Genomic DNA, 16,255 nt, shown 5'->3' with positions numbered 1-16,255 from the left:
GAACGCAATTATTGTGGTCGACCCATAACCCCGTAGGAGCCGGCTTGCTGGCGATGGCGGTGTGTCAGGCGCCATGTATGTTGATTGACGCGCCGCCTCCGCGAGCAAGCCGGCTCCTACAGGGCAAGCATTACTTGCCGGCGTTGATGGTCGCTGTCTTGATCGCACCCAATTCCAGGTCCCATTTTTTCAGGATGGTGGCGTAGCTGCCGTCATCGATCATGCTCTGCAACGCGACCTTCACCGCTTCGCTCAGCTCAGGCTTTTTCTTGCTCAGCCCCATGCCGGAGAACTGCACGGAAATCGGCTGGCCGACCGTTTTGTACATGTCCTTTTCCTGAGTTTTCAGGTACGACAGGGTTTCGCTGCCTTGCATCGCCGCATCGATACGGCTCTGACGCAGTTGCGCGCGGGCATCCGCCGAACCTTCGGTGCCGATCACCACGATGGCCGGTTTGCCGGCGGCTTCACAGTTGGCCTTGCTGTATTCAGCGATTTCAGCCGGGAACGTGGTCCGACGGCTGGTGCCGACTTTCTTGCCGCACAGGTCGGTGATTTCGTTGAAGTCCTTGTTCTTCTGCAGGGTGTAGAACTGCGGACCGCTGGTGAAGTAGTCAACGAATGTCACGCTGGCCTGCCGCTCGACGGTGTCGGTCATGCCCGACAGCACCATGTCGACGCGGTCGGTGGTGAGCGCGTTGATCATTTGCTCGAAGCCGGTTTCCTGCCATTTGATCTTCACGCCCAGACGTTCGGCAAGGGCGTTGCCCAGGTCATAGTCGAGACCGGTGAGGGTGTTGGTGGCCGGGTCCTTGAAATCCATTGGCGGATAGTTCGGCATGATCGCGACGACGATCTCGCCTTTTTCCTTGATGCTGGCCGGCAATTCGGCGGCGAAGCTGACGCTGGATGCCATCAGGCCTGCGAGTACTGCTGGGATTACGAAGTTCTTCATGGTCGTTCTCTTATGAGTGTTGTTACGCCAGCCGGCGCTTAGGTTCGAACGGCAGAAATGAAGCTTTGGGTGCGTGGGTTTTGCGGACTTATTAGAATTTCTTCGGGGCTTCCTGCCTCCACGATCTGCCCGCCGTCCATGAACACCATGCGGTTGGAAACCTCACGGGCGAAGCCCAGTTCATGTGTGACGACGATCATGGTCATGCCGGTTTGCGCCAGATCGCGCATTACCGACAGCACCTCACCGACCAGCTCCGGGTCGAGTGCCGAAGTGGGTTCATCGAACAGCATCAGCTTGGGCCGCATGGCCAGTGCCCGGGCAATGGCGACGCGTTGTTGCTGACCACCCGACAGCTCGATCGGGTAGCTGTTGCGCTTGTCGGCCAGGCCGACACGGGCGAGCAGTTCCAGGGCTTCTTCGTGCGCCTCCTTGGGCGAACGCTTGAGCACCTGGCACGGCCCTTCGATGATGTTTTGCAGCACAGTCATGTGCGGGAACAGGTTGAAACGCTGGAACACCATGCCGGTGGCCAGGCGTTGTCGGGCGATCTGCGCTTCGTTGAGTTCGTGCAGTTTATTGCCGGCGATGCGGTAACCCACCAGTTCGCCGTCGACCCACAGGCCGCCCTTGTCGATTTTTTCCAGCTGGTTGACGCAACGCAGCAAGGTGCTTTTGCCGGAGCCGGACGGGCCGATGATGCACAGCACTTCGCCTTGCTCGACTTCGATGTTGACGTCCTTGAGCGCGTGGAAATGGTCGTAGTATTTGTTCAGGCTCACGGCCTTGACGATGCTTCTCATGTGGGGCTCCTCAAGAACGCTTGCCGGCGCCGCGAGCGAAACGACGCTCCAGACGGCTTTGACCGAAGGACAGGACGGTGACGGTGGCCAGGTACCAGATGCCGGCGACGATCAGCAACTCCATCACCCGGGCGTTGGCGTAGTAAATGTTCTGGGCGTTGTAGAGCAGTTCCGAATACTGGATGACGCTCGCCAGGGAGGTCATTTTCACCATGCCGATGAATTCGTTGCCGACCGGCGGAATGATCACCCGCATGGCCTGGGGCAGGATGATCCGCCGCAGTGCCTGCAGGCGCGGCATGCCGATCGACTTGGCCGCCTCGTACTGTCCGGTGTCCACCGACAACAGACCGGCACGCACCACTTCGGCGGTGTAGGCGCCCTGGTTGATGCTCAAACCGAGGAGGGCGGCGACGAAGGGCGTCATCAGGCTCACGGTGTCCATTTCGAACAGGCCGGGGATGCCGATGGTGGGGAAGATCAGCGCCAGGTTGAACCACAACAGCAGTTGCAGGATCAGTGGCGTGCCGCGGAACAGCCAGGTGTAGGTCACCGCTACGTAACGCAGGATCGGGTTGGCCGACATGCGCATGATCGCCGTGATCACCCCGAACACAATGCCCAGCCCCATCGCCAGCACCGCCATGACGATGGTGTTGAGCAAGCCCCACATGATCGCCTGGGACGTAAGGAACTGGCCGATGTACGACCATTCGATCTTGCCTTCGGCGAAGGCCCGCACCAGGCCGACGATCGCGATGACAATCACGGTGGCGAAAAAGATCCGCCCGTAATAACGCCGTGGCACGTGATCGTATTGGGTGATATCGAACTGGTTTTCCGCCAGTTTGCGCTCCGCCTGGAGTCGTTCTGCCTGAGTCTGGCTCATGTTGTTCTCCGAACACTGGTATTTCAGGTCAAACACATTCCCTTTGTAGGAGCCGGCTTGCTGGCGATGGTGTGTCAGCTAAATGGATGTCGACTGACACACCACCGCCAGCAAGCCGGCTCCCACAGGGGGTTGCGTTGTCTGTCAGAGGCGGAAGCCCTGATAGTTTTGGGTCCATTCATGCTGCGCGGCGAGGGCGGTCTTCAACCGACCGATCTGCTCGCGCACTTGCTGCGGCGCCGTACCGCCCCAGCCACTGCGAGCGGCGATGGCGGCTTCGAGGGTCAGGCTGTCGCGCACTTGCGGGGTCAGGCGCGGATCGATTTCGGCCAGCAGCGCCGGGGAGGCTTCCCACAATTCGATGTCGTGCTTCTCACAGGCTTGAACCAAGGCGCCGGTGATTTCATGGGCCTCCTTGAACGGCACGCCGCGCATCGCCAACCAGTCAGCGACCTCAGTGGCGAGGGTAAAGCCGAGCGGTGCCTGACGACGCAGTTCTTCGACGTTGACCTTCATGGTCGCGACCATCCCGGCCATGGCCGGCAGTACCAGGAGCAAGGTGTCGACGCTATCGAGCACGCCGTTCTTGTCTTCGCTCAAGTCGCGGTTGTACGACAGCGGCAGGGATTTGAGCGTCGAGAGCAGGCCGGTGAGGTTGCCGATCAGGCGACCCGCCTTGCCCCGGGCCAGTTCGGCGATGTCGGGGTTTTTCTTCTGCGGCATGATCGAACTGCCGGTGGCGTAGGCATCATCCAGGGCGACCCAGCGAAACTGCCGCGACGACCACAGGCAGAATTCTTCGGCGAGGCGGGAAATGTTGATGCCCAGCATGCTGGCGATAAACAGGAACTCGGCGACGTGATCGCGGCTGGCCACGGCGTCGATGGAGTTTTCGCAGACACCGCTGTAGCCCATTTCCTTGGCCGACTGTTGCGGCAGGCGCGCGATGGCGGAGCCCGCCATGGCGGCGGCACCCAGTGGCGACAGCGAGGTGCGAACGTCCCAGTCCACCAGTCTTTGTACGTCACGCAGCATCGATTGGGCGTGGGCCAGCAAGTGGTGAGCGAAGACGATCGGCTGCGCTTGCTGCAAGTGGGTGAAACCCGGGCAGATACTTTCGATGTGTTGTTCGGCCTGATCCACCAGCGCCTGTTGCAGGGCCAGTACTTCAACGGCCAGGGTGCGCACGTGATCACGCAGGAACAGACGCAGGTCATTGGCGGTCTGGTCGTTGCGCGAACGCCCGGCGCGCAACTTGCCACCCAGGGCGCCGAGGCGTTCGGTCAGCAAACGTTCTATGAAGGTGTGGACGTCTTCGTCGTCGAGGGTTGGTGCGATGCGGCCGGCGTTGAAGTCAGCACCGATACCTTCCAGCGCGGCGAGCATCGTCAGGGTTTCCTGCTCACTCAGCAACCCGGCGCGCTGCAGTTCACGGGCATGAGCCTTGGAACCGGCGAGGTCATACGGGGTGAGGCGGAAGTAGCGCTCGGGGCAACGGGACAGGGCCGCCAGGGCTTCGGACGGGCCGCTTTTGAAGCGTGCACCCCAGAGACGGTCGGTGGTTTGAGACATTGTTGTTTTCCTCGTCGGTAAAGCGAACTGAAATTAATGCGCAGAGCCGGGAAGACCCGCCGGAAATCATTCGGGCGTGGTTCGGCCTAAGCAGTTTTCAAGAGGGCAGTTGCAGTGTTGCGAGAGCTGATCGAAGTGTCAGCTTTTAGTAGTTCGAAATCAGTGAGTTGGCACTGAAGTACGGGAATTATTAGCGGTTGCCAAGCCTGGTTTTCTGTGTTCATTATTATTGGCCAGCTATGTTTTTGTTGTTGGACACAGGTTGTTGAATAGCGCGCCAGAGGTAAATAAGCATTATGGAAACCCCACTTTCCAATTCCGGAAACCCCGCGCCAAAAACGGTGCAACGGGCACCGTTGGCCCTCAGCGGGCTGGATTTCAAACTGCTCAAAGTGTTCAAGGCCGTGGTCGAGGCCGGAGGTTTCAGTGCGGCTCAGAACGAGCTGAATGTGGGGCTGGCCGCCATCAGCAAACAGATCTCCGACCTCGAGATCCGTATCGGCATGCGCCTGTGTACCCGAGGCCGCGAGGGCTTTCATCTGACCGAAGAAGGCCGTCTGGTGTATCAGGCATCGATTGATTTATTTGCGTCGGTCGACAACTTTCGAGACCGGCTTAGTTCAGCGCAGAACGAACTTATCGGCGACCTTGGTGTGGGTGTTATTGACAATACGATTTCCGATGATAATTCACCGTTAGTTGCAGCGATTAAACGAATAAATGAAACGTCACCCAAAGTAAGGTTTCAACTTCAAGCGTCGCAACTGGATGAAGTGGAAAGAGGCGTCGTAGAGGGACGGTTAGTGGCCGGTATTGTTCCTGTTTATCAGAAACGTGAAGAGTTCGATTATTACGCGCTGTATGAAGAACGCTCGGAGGTTTACTGCGCGGTCGGTCACCCGTTGTTCGCGGTGCCGGAGGCAGAAATCGACAGTCAGGTGCTCAAGGATTACGAGTGCATCAACCACCGCTACGCGATCCACCGCGACAAATTGAATTTTGCCCGGTACGACAGTTTTTCTGCTTCGGCGACCCAGGTGGAAGCCGTGGCGCTGCTGATCAAGACCGGGCGCTTCGTTGGTTTTCTACCGCAGCATTACGCCGCTTCGATGGTCGCCCAAGGGCAATTTCGCGCGTTGCGCCCGGACCTGATCCACATCAGCACGCCGTTCAATCTGATCTTGCGGCACAACACCGTACGCAGTCCGCTGGTCAAGGCGTTCGCCCAGGCGTTGGGTGTAGATTTGAAGTCGTCGGTTTAACTAACAGACGGACCGGCCCCTGTAGGAGCGAGCTTGCTCGCGATTGACTTGAGAGCCACGTGTTTATTCAGGAAGTATGCGTTTTCGTTAACGTCCATCGCGAGCAAGCTCGCTCCTACAGGTCTTCTGTATGATTGAAGTTCAAGGTTTTTGCAGGTGAATTAACACGAAATCGTTTTTATCGAAGCGTCCGCTCAATACTGGCGGTAGCGAACCCAAAACAGTGCCATGCAGTGCGTTGTAATCGCTTTGGTCCATCATCAACCACGCAGGTCCCGCCACACTTTCCAGCGTCTGAATCGACTCGGTAAACACCGGTTGCAGATCCTGCCTGATATTGACCATGAACTTGATCGCCTTCGCGTCTTTGCCCATGCCGTGCAACACCAGCGGTGCCGGATCTTTCTGCACGAACGCGAAGGCCTCGCGACTGAATGTGCGGGTGTCGTAGAGCCTGCGTTCTACCGGCTCGAACACCAGTATGTAAACCAGCCACAGCGCCAACACCGCGCATATTGCCAGTGCCTGCGCGCGCCATTGCGACTTGAACAGCAAGGCGAAGGCAATGGCCTGCAGCGTACCGAGGATGATGAAAATCGAAGTCAATGGCTCGGTCAGTTGTCGTTGCACGATCAGCAATCCCACGACCAGAACCGCCGGCATCACCAGCCACAAACCCTGCATTCCCCCTCGCAACCAGGCAAACACCCGACCTTGCGCCACCTGAAACGGATACGCCGCGATGATTGCCAGCATCGGCAACATGGGCAACACGTAGCGGGCTTTCTTCGCCTGTGGAATCGACAACCCGACCATCACGATCAACGCAGCAGCCGTGCAGTAGTGCACCAGCCGCAGTGCCGGGCCTGGCTGGCGTGCATCCGTCAACCAGACCACCACCAACACCAGCAATGCCAAGGGATACGCCAGTGCATAGTTGCCCAGTGAACCGGTGAAGTAATACAGCGAACCGCTCGCACCTTCGCTGCCGTCCATGCGCCCCATGAACTGCATGCGCACCACGTCGTGCATGAACGCCGGGCCGCCGCTGGTGTCGGCCAGCCACAACAGCGCGCCGACGCACACCGTCAGCAGCAATGCCGCGCTCAGGCCAAAGCCGAACAGCCGTTGCCATTGACGGTTGATCAGGAAGTAGCTGCACAGCATGCCGGTCGGAATCACCAGGCCGATAGGCCCACGAATACCGAAGCCCAGCAGCAACAGCGGCAGAATCAGCCACCAGCGGCGCCTTGCCTCAAAGTGGTCGGCGGCATAACCCAGGTAGAAAACGGCAAACGCGACAGCGGCGAGCATCAAGTCCAGAGACACGGCGCGGGTTTCGGTGATGAAGGTGTTGGTCATCAGCATCAGTGCGATGCTCAGCAGCGCCCAACGTGGGGAATGCGGCGCCAGCAAGCGGAACATCAACGTGACGATTACTGCACCGGCGAAGGCGCTGGGCAGCCAGGCACTGAGACTGTTGACCTGCCCGAACGGCAAGGACAGCAGCCATATGAACAGCGTCGAGACCGCCGAGTAATCGGCGTAGGGCTCACCGTAAGTGGTCGGAAACACCGATGGCCCATGGCGCAGCATCTCCTGGGCAAACAGCACGAACCGCGAATCGAAGCCGATGACCGCCTGCTGATAAACCCCGGCGCTGAACAACATCAACGCCAGCAGCCCGATGCCCAGGGACTGCCGGCGAATGCTCGGTGCGTTAACGATCAAGCGACATCCGAAGCCGCCGGCCATTGCTGGTACGGAATCGGTAACTTGCGCGAGTCACCGCGACCCATCGGGTAGTACATGAACCCGTTGCGCGCCAGGCGATCAGCGTCGTACAGGTTGCGTCCGTCAAAGATCACCGGGGCTTTGAGCCGCTGCTGGATCAGGTTGAAGTCCGGCGCCTTGAACTGCTGCCATTCGGTGCAGATGATCAATGCATCGGCGCCGGCCAGCACCGATTCCGGGGTGCCCATGAGCATCAGCTTTGCTTCGTCGGGGTACAAATGCTGGGTTTCCTGCATCGCTTCCGGATCGAACGCCCGCACGCTGGCGCCAGCAGCCCACAGCGATTCAAGCAGCACGCGGCTCGGTGCATCGCGCATGTCATCGGTATTGGGTTTGAACGCCAGGCCCCACACGGCGAAGGTCTTGCCGCGCAGATCGCCCTTGTAGAACGCGTTGATGCGTTCGAACAGCTTGTGTTTCTGCCGCTGGTTGATCGCTTCCACTGCTTGCAGCAGGTCGCTGGAGCAATGCGCTTCTTCGGCACTGTGGATCAGGGCGCGCATGTCTTTGGGGAAACACGAACCGCCGTAACCGCAGCCGGGGTAGATGAAGTGATAGCCGATGCGCGAATCCGCGCCGATGCCCAGGCGCACCGATTCGATGTCGGCACCGAGGTGTTCGGCCAGTTCGGCGATCTGGTTGATGAAGCTGATCTTGGTCGCCAGCATGCAGTTGGCGGCGTACTTGGTCAGTTCGGCACTGCGCAGGTCCATGAACATGATCCGGTCATGGTTGCGGTTGAATGGCGCATAGAGATCGCGCATGACGTCGCGCACGTCATCGCTTTCGCAGCCGATGACGATACGGTCCGGACGCCGGCAATCGGCCACGGCCGAGCCTTCTTTGAGAAACTCCGGGTTGGAGACGATTTCGAACTGCAACAAACGCCCGACCTTGATCAGGCATTTGTCGATGTGCGCGCGCAAGGTATCGCCAGTGCCCACGGGAACCGTGGATTTCTCCACCAGAATCACCGGCTGTTCGCGATGACGGGCCACCGCTTCGCCCACCGACAGCACGTAACGCAGGTCCGCCGAGCCATCGTCCCGGGACGGCGTGCCCACCGCGATGAACAACACCTGACCGTGTTGCACAGCGAGTTTTTCGTCGGTGGTGAACTGCAGTCGCCTGGCTTCGAGACCTTCACGTACGAGGCTCGCGAGCCCCGGTTCGAAAATGCTCACGTGGCCTTGTTGCAGTAACTCGACTTTTTTCTCGTCGATGTCCATGCAGACCACGTCGTGGCCGACTTCAGCCAGCACAGCGGCCTGCACCAGGCCCACGTAACCGCTACCAAATACACTGATTTTCATAGGTCGCTCCTGAGGTTGGACGCATGAGCAGGTCGAGAGTTGATGGTGATGACGCCAAGGATGACCAGGGCCACCCCGAGGCTTTTGGAAAGGCTGAAATCTTCGTTGAACACCGGCAGCGCGGCGGCGAGCACGTACACCAGCGCGTAGCTGATGCTCAATAGCGAATAAGCCCGGCCCAGCGGCACATCGCGCAGGGCGGCGAGCCAGCTGAACATCGACAGGGCATAGGCGAGGATGGCGGCCAGCACCACGACCACAGCGCTCGGATCAATCGCAGCGGCCAGCCAGTGATCGGGTGACGGCAGGCGCGTCATGCTCCAGCGCATGCCCAACTGCGCGGCGCTGCCCAGCAGCACGCTGCCGAGGGCGAAGGTCAGGCCACGGCGCAGGCTCATGTGTGCAGCCCCAGCAACATCACGCCGCCCATCACCAGTGCCACGCCCAACCAGTGTCGACGGTCGATGTTTTCGTGGAAGACGAAGCGGGCAATCAGGGTGATCAGCACAAAATTAAGGCTCAGCATCGGATACGCGACGCCGACTTCAAGGCGCTGCAACACCAGCAGCCACACGAGCAAGCCCGCGCCCAACGCGACGATTGCCAGCCACAACCATGGCGAGCGCAGTTTTGTGCCCCAGCCCGGCGGCAGGCCGCTCCAGTTTTCCACGGCTTTTTTCTGGGCGATCTGGCCCAGGCAGGTGAGCAGGCAGGCTGCCAACACCAGCAACAGACTCATGACGCACCCTGAGGAAAAATCAGAATCACAAGGTTGCCTTGTTCATAGCGTTTGCCATCCTTGGGCAGTCGTTCGATTTCACGCAGCTCGGCCTCCCCTTTAACCCGCATCAGCACGCCCACTGAACCGTTCTGGCGGGCGTCGCGCATCCACTGCTGCACGCGATCGGGGTCGACGCGCTGCTGTGCGCCGTCAGGATAAGCGAGGCCATATTTCAATTCGCCTATCGTGTTGTACAACGCCACGTCCGTGCGTTTCAGGCGCCAGGCCAGGGCCGAAGCGGCGCCCAGATCGTTGCTTAACAGCGTGCCGGCCTGGCCGAGTTCCTGTGCATGCTCAAGGACGAACTGGTCGGGCATCTTGTTCGCCACCACCGCTTCGGGCATCGCCGCCGGTAGCACACCGATCAGCAACAGGCTGCCAAAGGCCGGCGCCGCCCAGCATTGCAACGGCCGGAACGCCTGCAGCAGGTTGGTCATGATCCAGCCGAGCAGACCGATGAACACCAGCACCAGGCTGTGCAGTTCGTGGTCGTACAGTGGTTTTTTCAGTTGCAGGTAGACGAGGGCGAGCAGGGTGGTCAGGCCCAGAAGGAGGTTGAGCAAGCCATTGATGCCCAACACCCGGCCTTGTTCCAGTCGCAAGCGGTCCGCCAGTGCGTTGCCCAACAGCAAGGCCAGGGGCAACAGGCACGGCAGGATGTAGGTCGGCAACTTGCCGTTGCTCAGGCTGAAAAACAGCAGCGGCATCAGCAACCACAGCAGCAGAAAACCGATGTTGGGCTGACGACGTGTTTGCCACGCCTGCTTCAGCGCCGACGGCAACAACGCGGCCCACGGCAGACTGAACGCCACCAGCAATGGCAGGTAGAACCACCACGGCGCGTCATGCTGCGCATCGTCACCGGCAAAACGGCGAATGTGTTCGTGCCAAAAGAAGAACCGCCAGTAATCAGGCTCTTGCGCGTGCACCGCCAAGGCCCAGGGCAGGCTCACGGCGATGGCCACGGCAATCGCCACCGGACCGTAAATCAACAACTCGCGTAAGCGTTTTTGCCAGATCATCCAGGGCAGGGCGATCAGCACTGGCAACACCCAGGCCAGAAATCCCTTGGTAATGAACCCCATGCCACACGCCAGGCCCAGCAGCGCCCAACCGATCAGGCGCCGGTCACGGCTGACGCTGTCCAGCGCAAACCACAAAGCCACCAGACTCAGGTTGACCCAAAAGGTGAATTGCGGATCGAGGTTGGCGTAGCCGGCCTGTCCGGTAACCACGGCGAAACTCATGTACAGCAGCGCGCAGGCAAAACTCTTGCGCGGCTCGTTCCACAGCCGGCGGGCAATCAGGTAACACAGCATCACGCTGAGCCCGGTGCTGAGGGCTGAAGCGAAACGCACGCCGAACAGGTTGTCGCCAAACACCGCCTGACTCAGAGCGATCATCCAGTAACCGGCCACCGGTTTTTCGAAGTAGCGCAGGCCCATGAAGTGCGGCGACACCCAGTCGCCGCTCAAGAGCATGCCCTGGCTGATTTGCGCGTAGCGGGTTTCGTCCGGAATCCACAAACCGTGGCTGCCCATTGGCAGCAGATAAGCCAACAGACAAAGGCCCAGCAACAACGGCAATGCCCAACGTTTGCTCATACGCCTTGCACTCCCAGCCAGCCTTCGCGACCGTCGAGCGCACCGCGCACAACCCGACCGCTGGGCAAGGCGTCCAGTGTTTCGGGCAGCAAATCGCCCAAAGGCTGGAAGCGGATATCACGCTGACGCGCGTCGGCCAGCAGTTGACGGAAATCGTTGGCCATCAGAATCCCTTCCACTTCGGCGTGGATCGTATAGACGTTGAGGTTTTGCACAGTGAATCGGTCAAGGATGAACGCGTTGAAATCCCTGGCGGCGACGACCGGGCCGACCACCTCATCGAAGGTGGGCAGGTCCACCGGAATCTGTGGCGCGCCCAGGCCACCCTCGGCCAATGTCGGCCGGAACAGGCTGCGGCCACGACAATCGCTGTTGTAGCGAAAACCGAACCTCTGCTTGGCTTCGATCACACGCTCGTCCGCCCGCCAACCGGCGGCCGCGGAGCAGTCGATAGTTTGTCCGAGGATATCGCTCAGCGTGTCCACGCCCTGACGAATCTGCTCGATCAGTTGCGCGTCGCTCCAGCGCCCGGCATTGGCCTGCCAGCCGTGGTGATCCCAGGCGTGCAGGCCGATTTCATGCCCGGCATCTCGGGTCCGACGCATCAGGTGCCCGAGGTCGCGGCCAATCGGCTTGCCCGGCCACGCAGTGCCGGCCAGCAGAATGTCCCAGCCGTACAGGCCGGCGGCGTTGGAGCGCAGCATCTTCCAGAGAAACTGCGGGCGGATCAGGCGCCACAAGTGCCGCCCCATGTTGTCCGGCCCGACGCTGAAAAAGAATGTGGCTTTGACCTGGGCTTCATCGAGCATTTCCAGCAACCGCGGCACGCCCTCACGGGTGCCGCGGTAGGTGTCGACATCAATCCTGAGACCCGCTTGCATCAAACGTTGTCCGCGATTTCGAGCATCGCTTCCCGCAGGAAGAAATCCAGCGTGTTGCCGATGGTTTCACTCATCTCCACGGTCGGCGTCCAGTCCAGTAACCGCTTGGCGTTGTCGATGCTTGGTTTGCGGTGCGACACGTCCTGATACCCAGCACCGTAGAACGCCTTGCTTTCGACGTCGCGGAACCCGGCGAACGGCGGGAAGTTGTGGCGCAGCGGGTGCGCGTCGAACTGGCGCAGCAGCTCTTCGCCCAATTGGCGGATGCTGGCTTCGTTGTCCGGGTTGCCGATGTTGATGATCTGGCCGTTGCAGGCGTCGTTGCGGTTGTCGATGATTCGCGCCAGCGCTTCCACGCCGTCGGCAATGTCGGTGAAGCAGCGTTTTTGCTCACCGCCGTCAAACAGACGAATCGGCGTGCCTTCCACCAGATTGAGGATCAGTTGCGTAATCGCCCGGGAACTGCCGATGCGTGCCGAATCCAGACGGTCCAGGCGTGGGCCCATCCAGTTGAAGGGGCGGAACAGGGTGAAGTTCAAGCCTTTTTGGCCATAAGCCCAGATCACGCGGTCGAGCAGTTGCTTGGAGGTCGAGTAGATCCAGCGTTGCTTGTTGATCGGCCCGACCACGAGGTTGGACGTGTCCTCGTCGAATTTGCCGTCCTGGCACATGCCATAGACTTCCGACGTCGACGGAAAAATCACCCGCTTGTTGTATTTGACGCAGTAGCGAACCAGCTTGAGGTTCTCTTCGAAATCCAGCTCGAACACGCGCAGCGGGTTGCGGGTGTATTCGATGGGCGTGGCGATCGCCACCAGCGGCAGGATCACGTCGCACTTCTTGATGTGGTACTCGATCCACTCGGAGTGGATGCTGATGTCGCCTTCGACAAAATGAAAATTCGGATGGCTGCGCAAACGCCCGATCGCATCGGAGCCGATGTCGAGGCCGTACACCTCGTAGCGGTCATCGCGCAGTAAACGCTCGGACAAGTGATTGCCGATGAAGCCGTTGACGCCGAGGATCAGCACGCGCGTGCGGCGTGGCGTGCGTCCGGATTCGGCACCGCGCAGCAAGGAGCCGTCCACCAGACCGAGTTCGCCGGCCAGTTGCGGCCCGCTCAGGTACAAGCCGTTGTCGCTACGCTGGCCGGCGCTGATCACCAGCGAGTCTTCGCCGCAGGCAATGCGCAGCGGGTCGACACTGATGACCCGGCCCGGTGCCTGGCCTTCGTTGCCTTTGACGACTTCAGCGGTCCAGACAATCAGCTTGTGTTCGCCCACCGCGCAGAACGCGCCGGGATAAGGTTGGGTGACGGCGCGCACCAGGTTGAACAGCTCTTCTGCCGGTTTCTGCCAGATCAGCTTGCCGTCGGCGGGCGTGCGGCGACCGAACGTCGTGGCCTTGGATTCGTCCTGAGGGATCTCGCTGACCTTGCCGGCGAGCAGCGCCGGCAAGGTGTCACGCAACAGGTCGGTAGCGGCCACGCGCAGTTTGCCGTGCAGGCTCAGCGCGGTGTCGCTGCGCTCGATTGCAACCTTCTTCTGCGCGAGGATGGCACCCGCATCGGCGCGCTTGACCATGCGGTGCAGGGTGACGCCAGTTTCGCTTTCGCCGTTGACCAGCACCCAATTGGCCGGCGCACGACCGCGATAGCGCGGCAACAACGAACCGTGCAGGTTGAACGCACCTTTGCGTGCCGTGGCCAGCAGCGGTTCGCTCAGCAGATGGCGGTAATAGAACGAAAACAGGTAATCGGGGTTGAGCTGGCTGATGCGCTCGATCCACAACGGGTGGTTCACATCTTCCGGGGCGTGCACCGCAATGCCCCGGCGCGCGCACAGTTGCGCAACGGAGGCGTAGAAAGTGTTTTCCTTTGGATCATCGGCATGGGTGAACACGGCGGCGATGTCATAACCGCTGTCGAGCAGCGTCTCGATGCCAGCACAGCCAATATCGTGATAGGCGAAAACAACAGCTTTTGCGCTCATGAGAGAACCTGATCTGAAGAAGTGGAAGTGAGACCGTCAACGGTGACAACGGGAACGGGTGTGGCGGGCTGGCTGCGCAGGACTTTTTCGATGAAAAACCGCGGACGCGCACGGACATCGCTGTACATCCGCCCCAGGTATTCGCCCAACAGGCCCATGCCGATGAACTGGCCACCGGTGAACACGAACAGCACGGCGAACAGCACGAACGTGCCGTCGCCTGCCCAACTGGCGCCGAACACCAACCGCAGGACAATCAGCGCGGTGGCGAACGCCACGCCCAGTCCGGCCATGGCAAAGCCGACGATGCTCAACAACCGCAACGGCGTGGTGGTCATGCAGGTGATCAGGTCGAACATCAGGTTGACCAGGCGCATCGGGCTGTACTTCGATTCCCCGTGTTCGCGTTCGGCGTGGGTCACCAGGATTTCCGTGGTGTGCCGGGCGAAGCTGTTGGCGAGGATCGGGATGAAGGTGCTGCGTTCGCGACAGGCGAGCATGGCGTCGACGATGCTGCGTCGATAGGCGCGGAGCATGCAGCCGTAGTCGCTCATGGCAACGCCGGTGGAGCGCTGCACGGCGAGGTTGATCAGCTTCGACGGCCAGCGACGCAAGGCCGAATCCTGCCGATTGCTACGCACCGTGGCGACCACGTCATAGCCGAGTTCAGCCTGGGCCACCAGGCGCGGGATCTCTTCGGGCGGGTTTTGCAGGTCGGCGTCGAGGGTGATGACGACATCGCCCTTGCACTGCTCGAACCCGGCCATGATTGCCGCGTGCTGGCCGTAGTTGCGGTTGAGAATGACCGCCACCACCGGGCTGCACTCGCGGCAGGCGGCTTCTTCGAGGAGTTGCGCGGAGTTGTCGCGACTGCCGTCATCGACCATCACGATTTCGTAGTCATGGTGCAATTGCTGGCACGCCGCTTCGGTGCGCCTGAGCAATTCGGGCAGGCTGTCTTGCTCGTTGTAGACCGGGATGACGATCGACACGCAACGGATCGGATAAGGTTTCACAGGCGTGTGTCCAGTGTGAGTTCGATGGCGCTGACGACGCGGTCGACGTCATCGTTGGTCATGTCGGGGAACAACGGTATCGAGCACAGGCGCGCCGAGTTCCATTCGGTGTTGGGCAGGTAAATGTTGGGGAAGCGCTGGCGGTACCAGGTGTGCAGGTGGGTGGCGATGAAGTGGATGCCGGTGCCGATGTTCTGCGCCTGCAGGGCTTTCATGAACGCTTCACGGTCGAGCCCGCAGCGCTCGGCGTCGATGCGCAGGATGAACAGATGCCAGGCGTGCTGCTGCGGGTAAAGCGGAATGGCCAGCGGTTGCACCGGCAAGCCTTCCAGACGCTGCCAATAGCGTCTGGCCAGCGCGGCACGCTTGGCGTTGATTTCATCCAGGCGTTCCAGTTGCACGAGGGCGATGGCGGCATTGATGTCGGCCAGGTTGTATTTGAAACCGGGTTCGATCACCTGGGCCTGGGGTTTGCGGCCGTGGGTCATGCGGTCGTAGGCATCGACGCCGAGCCCGTGGAACTTGAGCATGCGCACACGGTTGGCCAGCGCTTCATCGTCGCTGACGAACATCGCGCCCTCGGCGCAGGTCATGTTCTTGATCGCGTGAAACGAGAAGATCGCCGTGCCTTTCGCGCCGACGTGACGGTTTTTGTAAAAGGTGCCCGCCGCGTGGGCGGCGTCTTCAATCACCTGGATGCCGTGTTTGTCGGCCAACGCGTAGAGCGGATCGAGATCGAACGCCGCGCCGGCGTAATGCACCGGGATGATCGCCCGGGTGCGCGGGGTGATGGCCGCTTCGATATGCTCGACGCTGCTCATCAGCGTGTCGCGGTCGACGTCGACAAACACCGGCGTCGCGCCCAGCAGGCAGATCATGTTTGCGGTGGAGACCCAGGTCTGGGACGGTGTGATGACTTCATCGCCGGGACCGATGCCCAATGCCAGTAACGTGACATGCATGGCGCCGGTGGCCGAGGACAATGCCACGGCATGGCGGCATCCGACATAGTTGGCGAAGTGTTCTTCGAGTTGCTGGTTTTTCGGCCCGGTAGTGATCCAGCCGGAGCGTAATACTTGCTCTACGGCGGCTATTTCCAAGTCACCGATACTGGGGCGGGAAAAGGGGAGAAAAGCCTCGTTCATGGAAAACCTCGGGGCGTAGGCCGTCCTTCGGCATGAGTGCCGAAATAAACGGGATTTCAACGGTTTAGTGACCTGTCGGGCACGAGCCTTATTTGACTTTTGCAGCCACGGCCGGCAGGTTGGGAGCCCATCGAGGCTCACCGGGTAGAGATGAGGTTAGGCCGTTTTTTGTCAAAGGAACATCAAAACCCGGTAGTGGAATCGTTTATCTGAACGTTATTAAGCCAATGTTCAGACTTCTGCCGTTCA

General features: G+C 60.4%; 14 protein-coding genes. 1 reads left to right on the top strand and 13 read right to left on the bottom strand.

All coding sequences use genetic code 11. From position 1 onward, the window contains the following. Nucleotides 1–130: 130 nt before the first annotated feature. From PMI01S_RS25810 to argH, 4 genes are all read right to left on the bottom strand, one after another. Complete coding sequence (locus PMI01S_RS25810; protein ID WP_084322934.1) at nt 131–955, bottom strand: ABC transporter substrate-binding protein; 825 nt, start codon at nt 953–955, stop codon at nt 131–133. Nucleotides 956–993: 38 nt separating this feature from the next. Continuing rightward, nucleotides 994–1,758 carry an amino acid ABC transporter ATP-binding protein gene (locus tag PMI01S_RS25805; RefSeq protein WP_084322933.1) on the bottom strand — a complete coding sequence of 255 codons (765 nt, stop codon included), beginning with the start codon at nt 1,756–1,758 and terminating at the stop codon, nt 994–996. A gap of 10 nt (nt 1,759–1,768) precedes the next feature. Then, complete coding sequence (locus tag PMI01S_RS25800) at nt 1,769–2,647, bottom strand: amino acid ABC transporter permease (protein WP_084322932.1); 879 nt, start codon at nt 2,645–2,647, stop codon at nt 1,769–1,771. 144 nt (nt 2,648–2,791) lie between these two features. Next, nucleotides 2,792–4,219 (bottom strand): argininosuccinate lyase, encoded by a 1,428-nt coding sequence (argH, locus tag PMI01S_RS25795; RefSeq protein WP_084322931.1) that lies wholly within the window; start codon nt 4,217–4,219, stop codon nt 2,792–2,794. Nucleotides 4,220–4,515: 296 nt separating this feature from the next. Between argH and PMI01S_RS25790 the strand changes: the two genes are divergently transcribed. Further along, entirely contained in the window at nt 4,516–5,481 is a 966-nt protein-coding gene (locus PMI01S_RS25790; RefSeq protein ID WP_084322930.1) for a LysR family transcriptional regulator, read from the top strand. Between the two features lie 141 nt (nt 5,482–5,622). Here PMI01S_RS25790 and PMI01S_RS25785 read toward each other — a convergent pair whose 3' ends face one another. Genes PMI01S_RS25785 through arnB form a run of 9 tightly spaced genes read right to left on the bottom strand, consistent with a single transcriptional unit; the run spans nt 5,623 to nt 16,006 of the window. After that, complete coding sequence (locus PMI01S_RS25785) at nt 5,623–7,152, bottom strand: ArnT family glycosyltransferase (protein ID WP_090473973.1); 1,530 nt, start codon at nt 7,150–7,152, stop codon at nt 5,623–5,625. Between the two features lie 56 nt (nt 7,153–7,208). Beyond that, the gene (locus PMI01S_RS25780) at nt 7,209–8,588 is read right to left on the bottom strand and encodes a UDP-glucose dehydrogenase family protein (protein WP_084322928.1); all 1,380 of its coding nucleotides are present in this window, start codon (nt 8,586–8,588) and stop codon (nt 7,209–7,211) included. After that, nucleotides 8,585–8,986, bottom strand: coding sequence for a 4-amino-4-deoxy-L-arabinose-phosphoundecaprenol flippase subunit ArnF (arnF, locus tag PMI01S_RS25775; protein ID WP_084322927.1), 402 nt, complete (start codon nt 8,984–8,986; stop codon nt 8,585–8,587). The genes PMI01S_RS25780 and arnF overlap by 4 nt, the downstream gene beginning before the upstream one ends. Beyond that, nucleotides 8,983–9,327, bottom strand: a complete 345-nt coding sequence (gene arnE, locus PMI01S_RS25770; RefSeq protein WP_084322926.1) for a 4-amino-4-deoxy-L-arabinose-phosphoundecaprenol flippase subunit ArnE — start codon at nt 9,325–9,327, stop codon at nt 8,983–8,985. Before arnE ends, arnF begins: the two co-directional genes overlap by 4 nt. Then, entirely contained in the window at nt 9,324–10,973 is a 1,650-nt protein-coding gene (gene arnT / locus PMI01S_RS25765) for a lipid IV(A) 4-amino-4-deoxy-L-arabinosyltransferase (RefSeq protein WP_084322925.1), read from the bottom strand. Before arnT ends, arnE begins: the two co-directional genes overlap by 4 nt. Then, a complete protein-coding gene (gene arnD, locus PMI01S_RS25760) occupies nt 10,970–11,854 on the bottom strand; it encodes a 4-deoxy-4-formamido-L-arabinose-phosphoundecaprenol deformylase (protein WP_084322924.1) in 885 nt (294 codons plus the stop codon). Before arnD ends, arnT begins: the two co-directional genes overlap by 4 nt. Then, a complete protein-coding gene (gene arnA, locus PMI01S_RS25755; protein WP_084322923.1) occupies nt 11,854–13,845 on the bottom strand; it encodes a bifunctional UDP-4-amino-4-deoxy-L-arabinose formyltransferase/UDP-glucuronic acid oxidase ArnA in 1,992 nt (663 codons plus the stop codon). Before arnA ends, arnD begins: the two co-directional genes overlap by 1 nt. After that, nucleotides 13,842–14,861, bottom strand: coding sequence for an undecaprenyl-phosphate 4-deoxy-4-formamido-L-arabinose transferase (gene arnC, locus PMI01S_RS25750; RefSeq protein WP_084322922.1), 1,020 nt, complete (start codon nt 14,859–14,861; stop codon nt 13,842–13,844). Before arnC ends, arnA begins: the two co-directional genes overlap by 4 nt. Beyond that, a complete protein-coding gene (gene arnB / locus PMI01S_RS25745; protein ID WP_084322921.1) occupies nt 14,858–16,006 on the bottom strand; it encodes a UDP-4-amino-4-deoxy-L-arabinose aminotransferase in 1,149 nt (382 codons plus the stop codon). Before arnB ends, arnC begins: the two co-directional genes overlap by 4 nt. Nucleotides 16,007–16,255: the final 249 nt, after the last annotated feature.

It is taken from the genome of Pseudomonas migulae NBRC 103157 (assembly GCF_002091715.1).
In the GTDB taxonomy this organism is placed as follows: domain Bacteria; phylum Pseudomonadota; class Gammaproteobacteria; order Pseudomonadales; family Pseudomonadaceae; genus Aquipseudomonas; species Aquipseudomonas migulae_A.
This window is presented reverse-complemented; position numbering and strand designations above follow the sequence as displayed.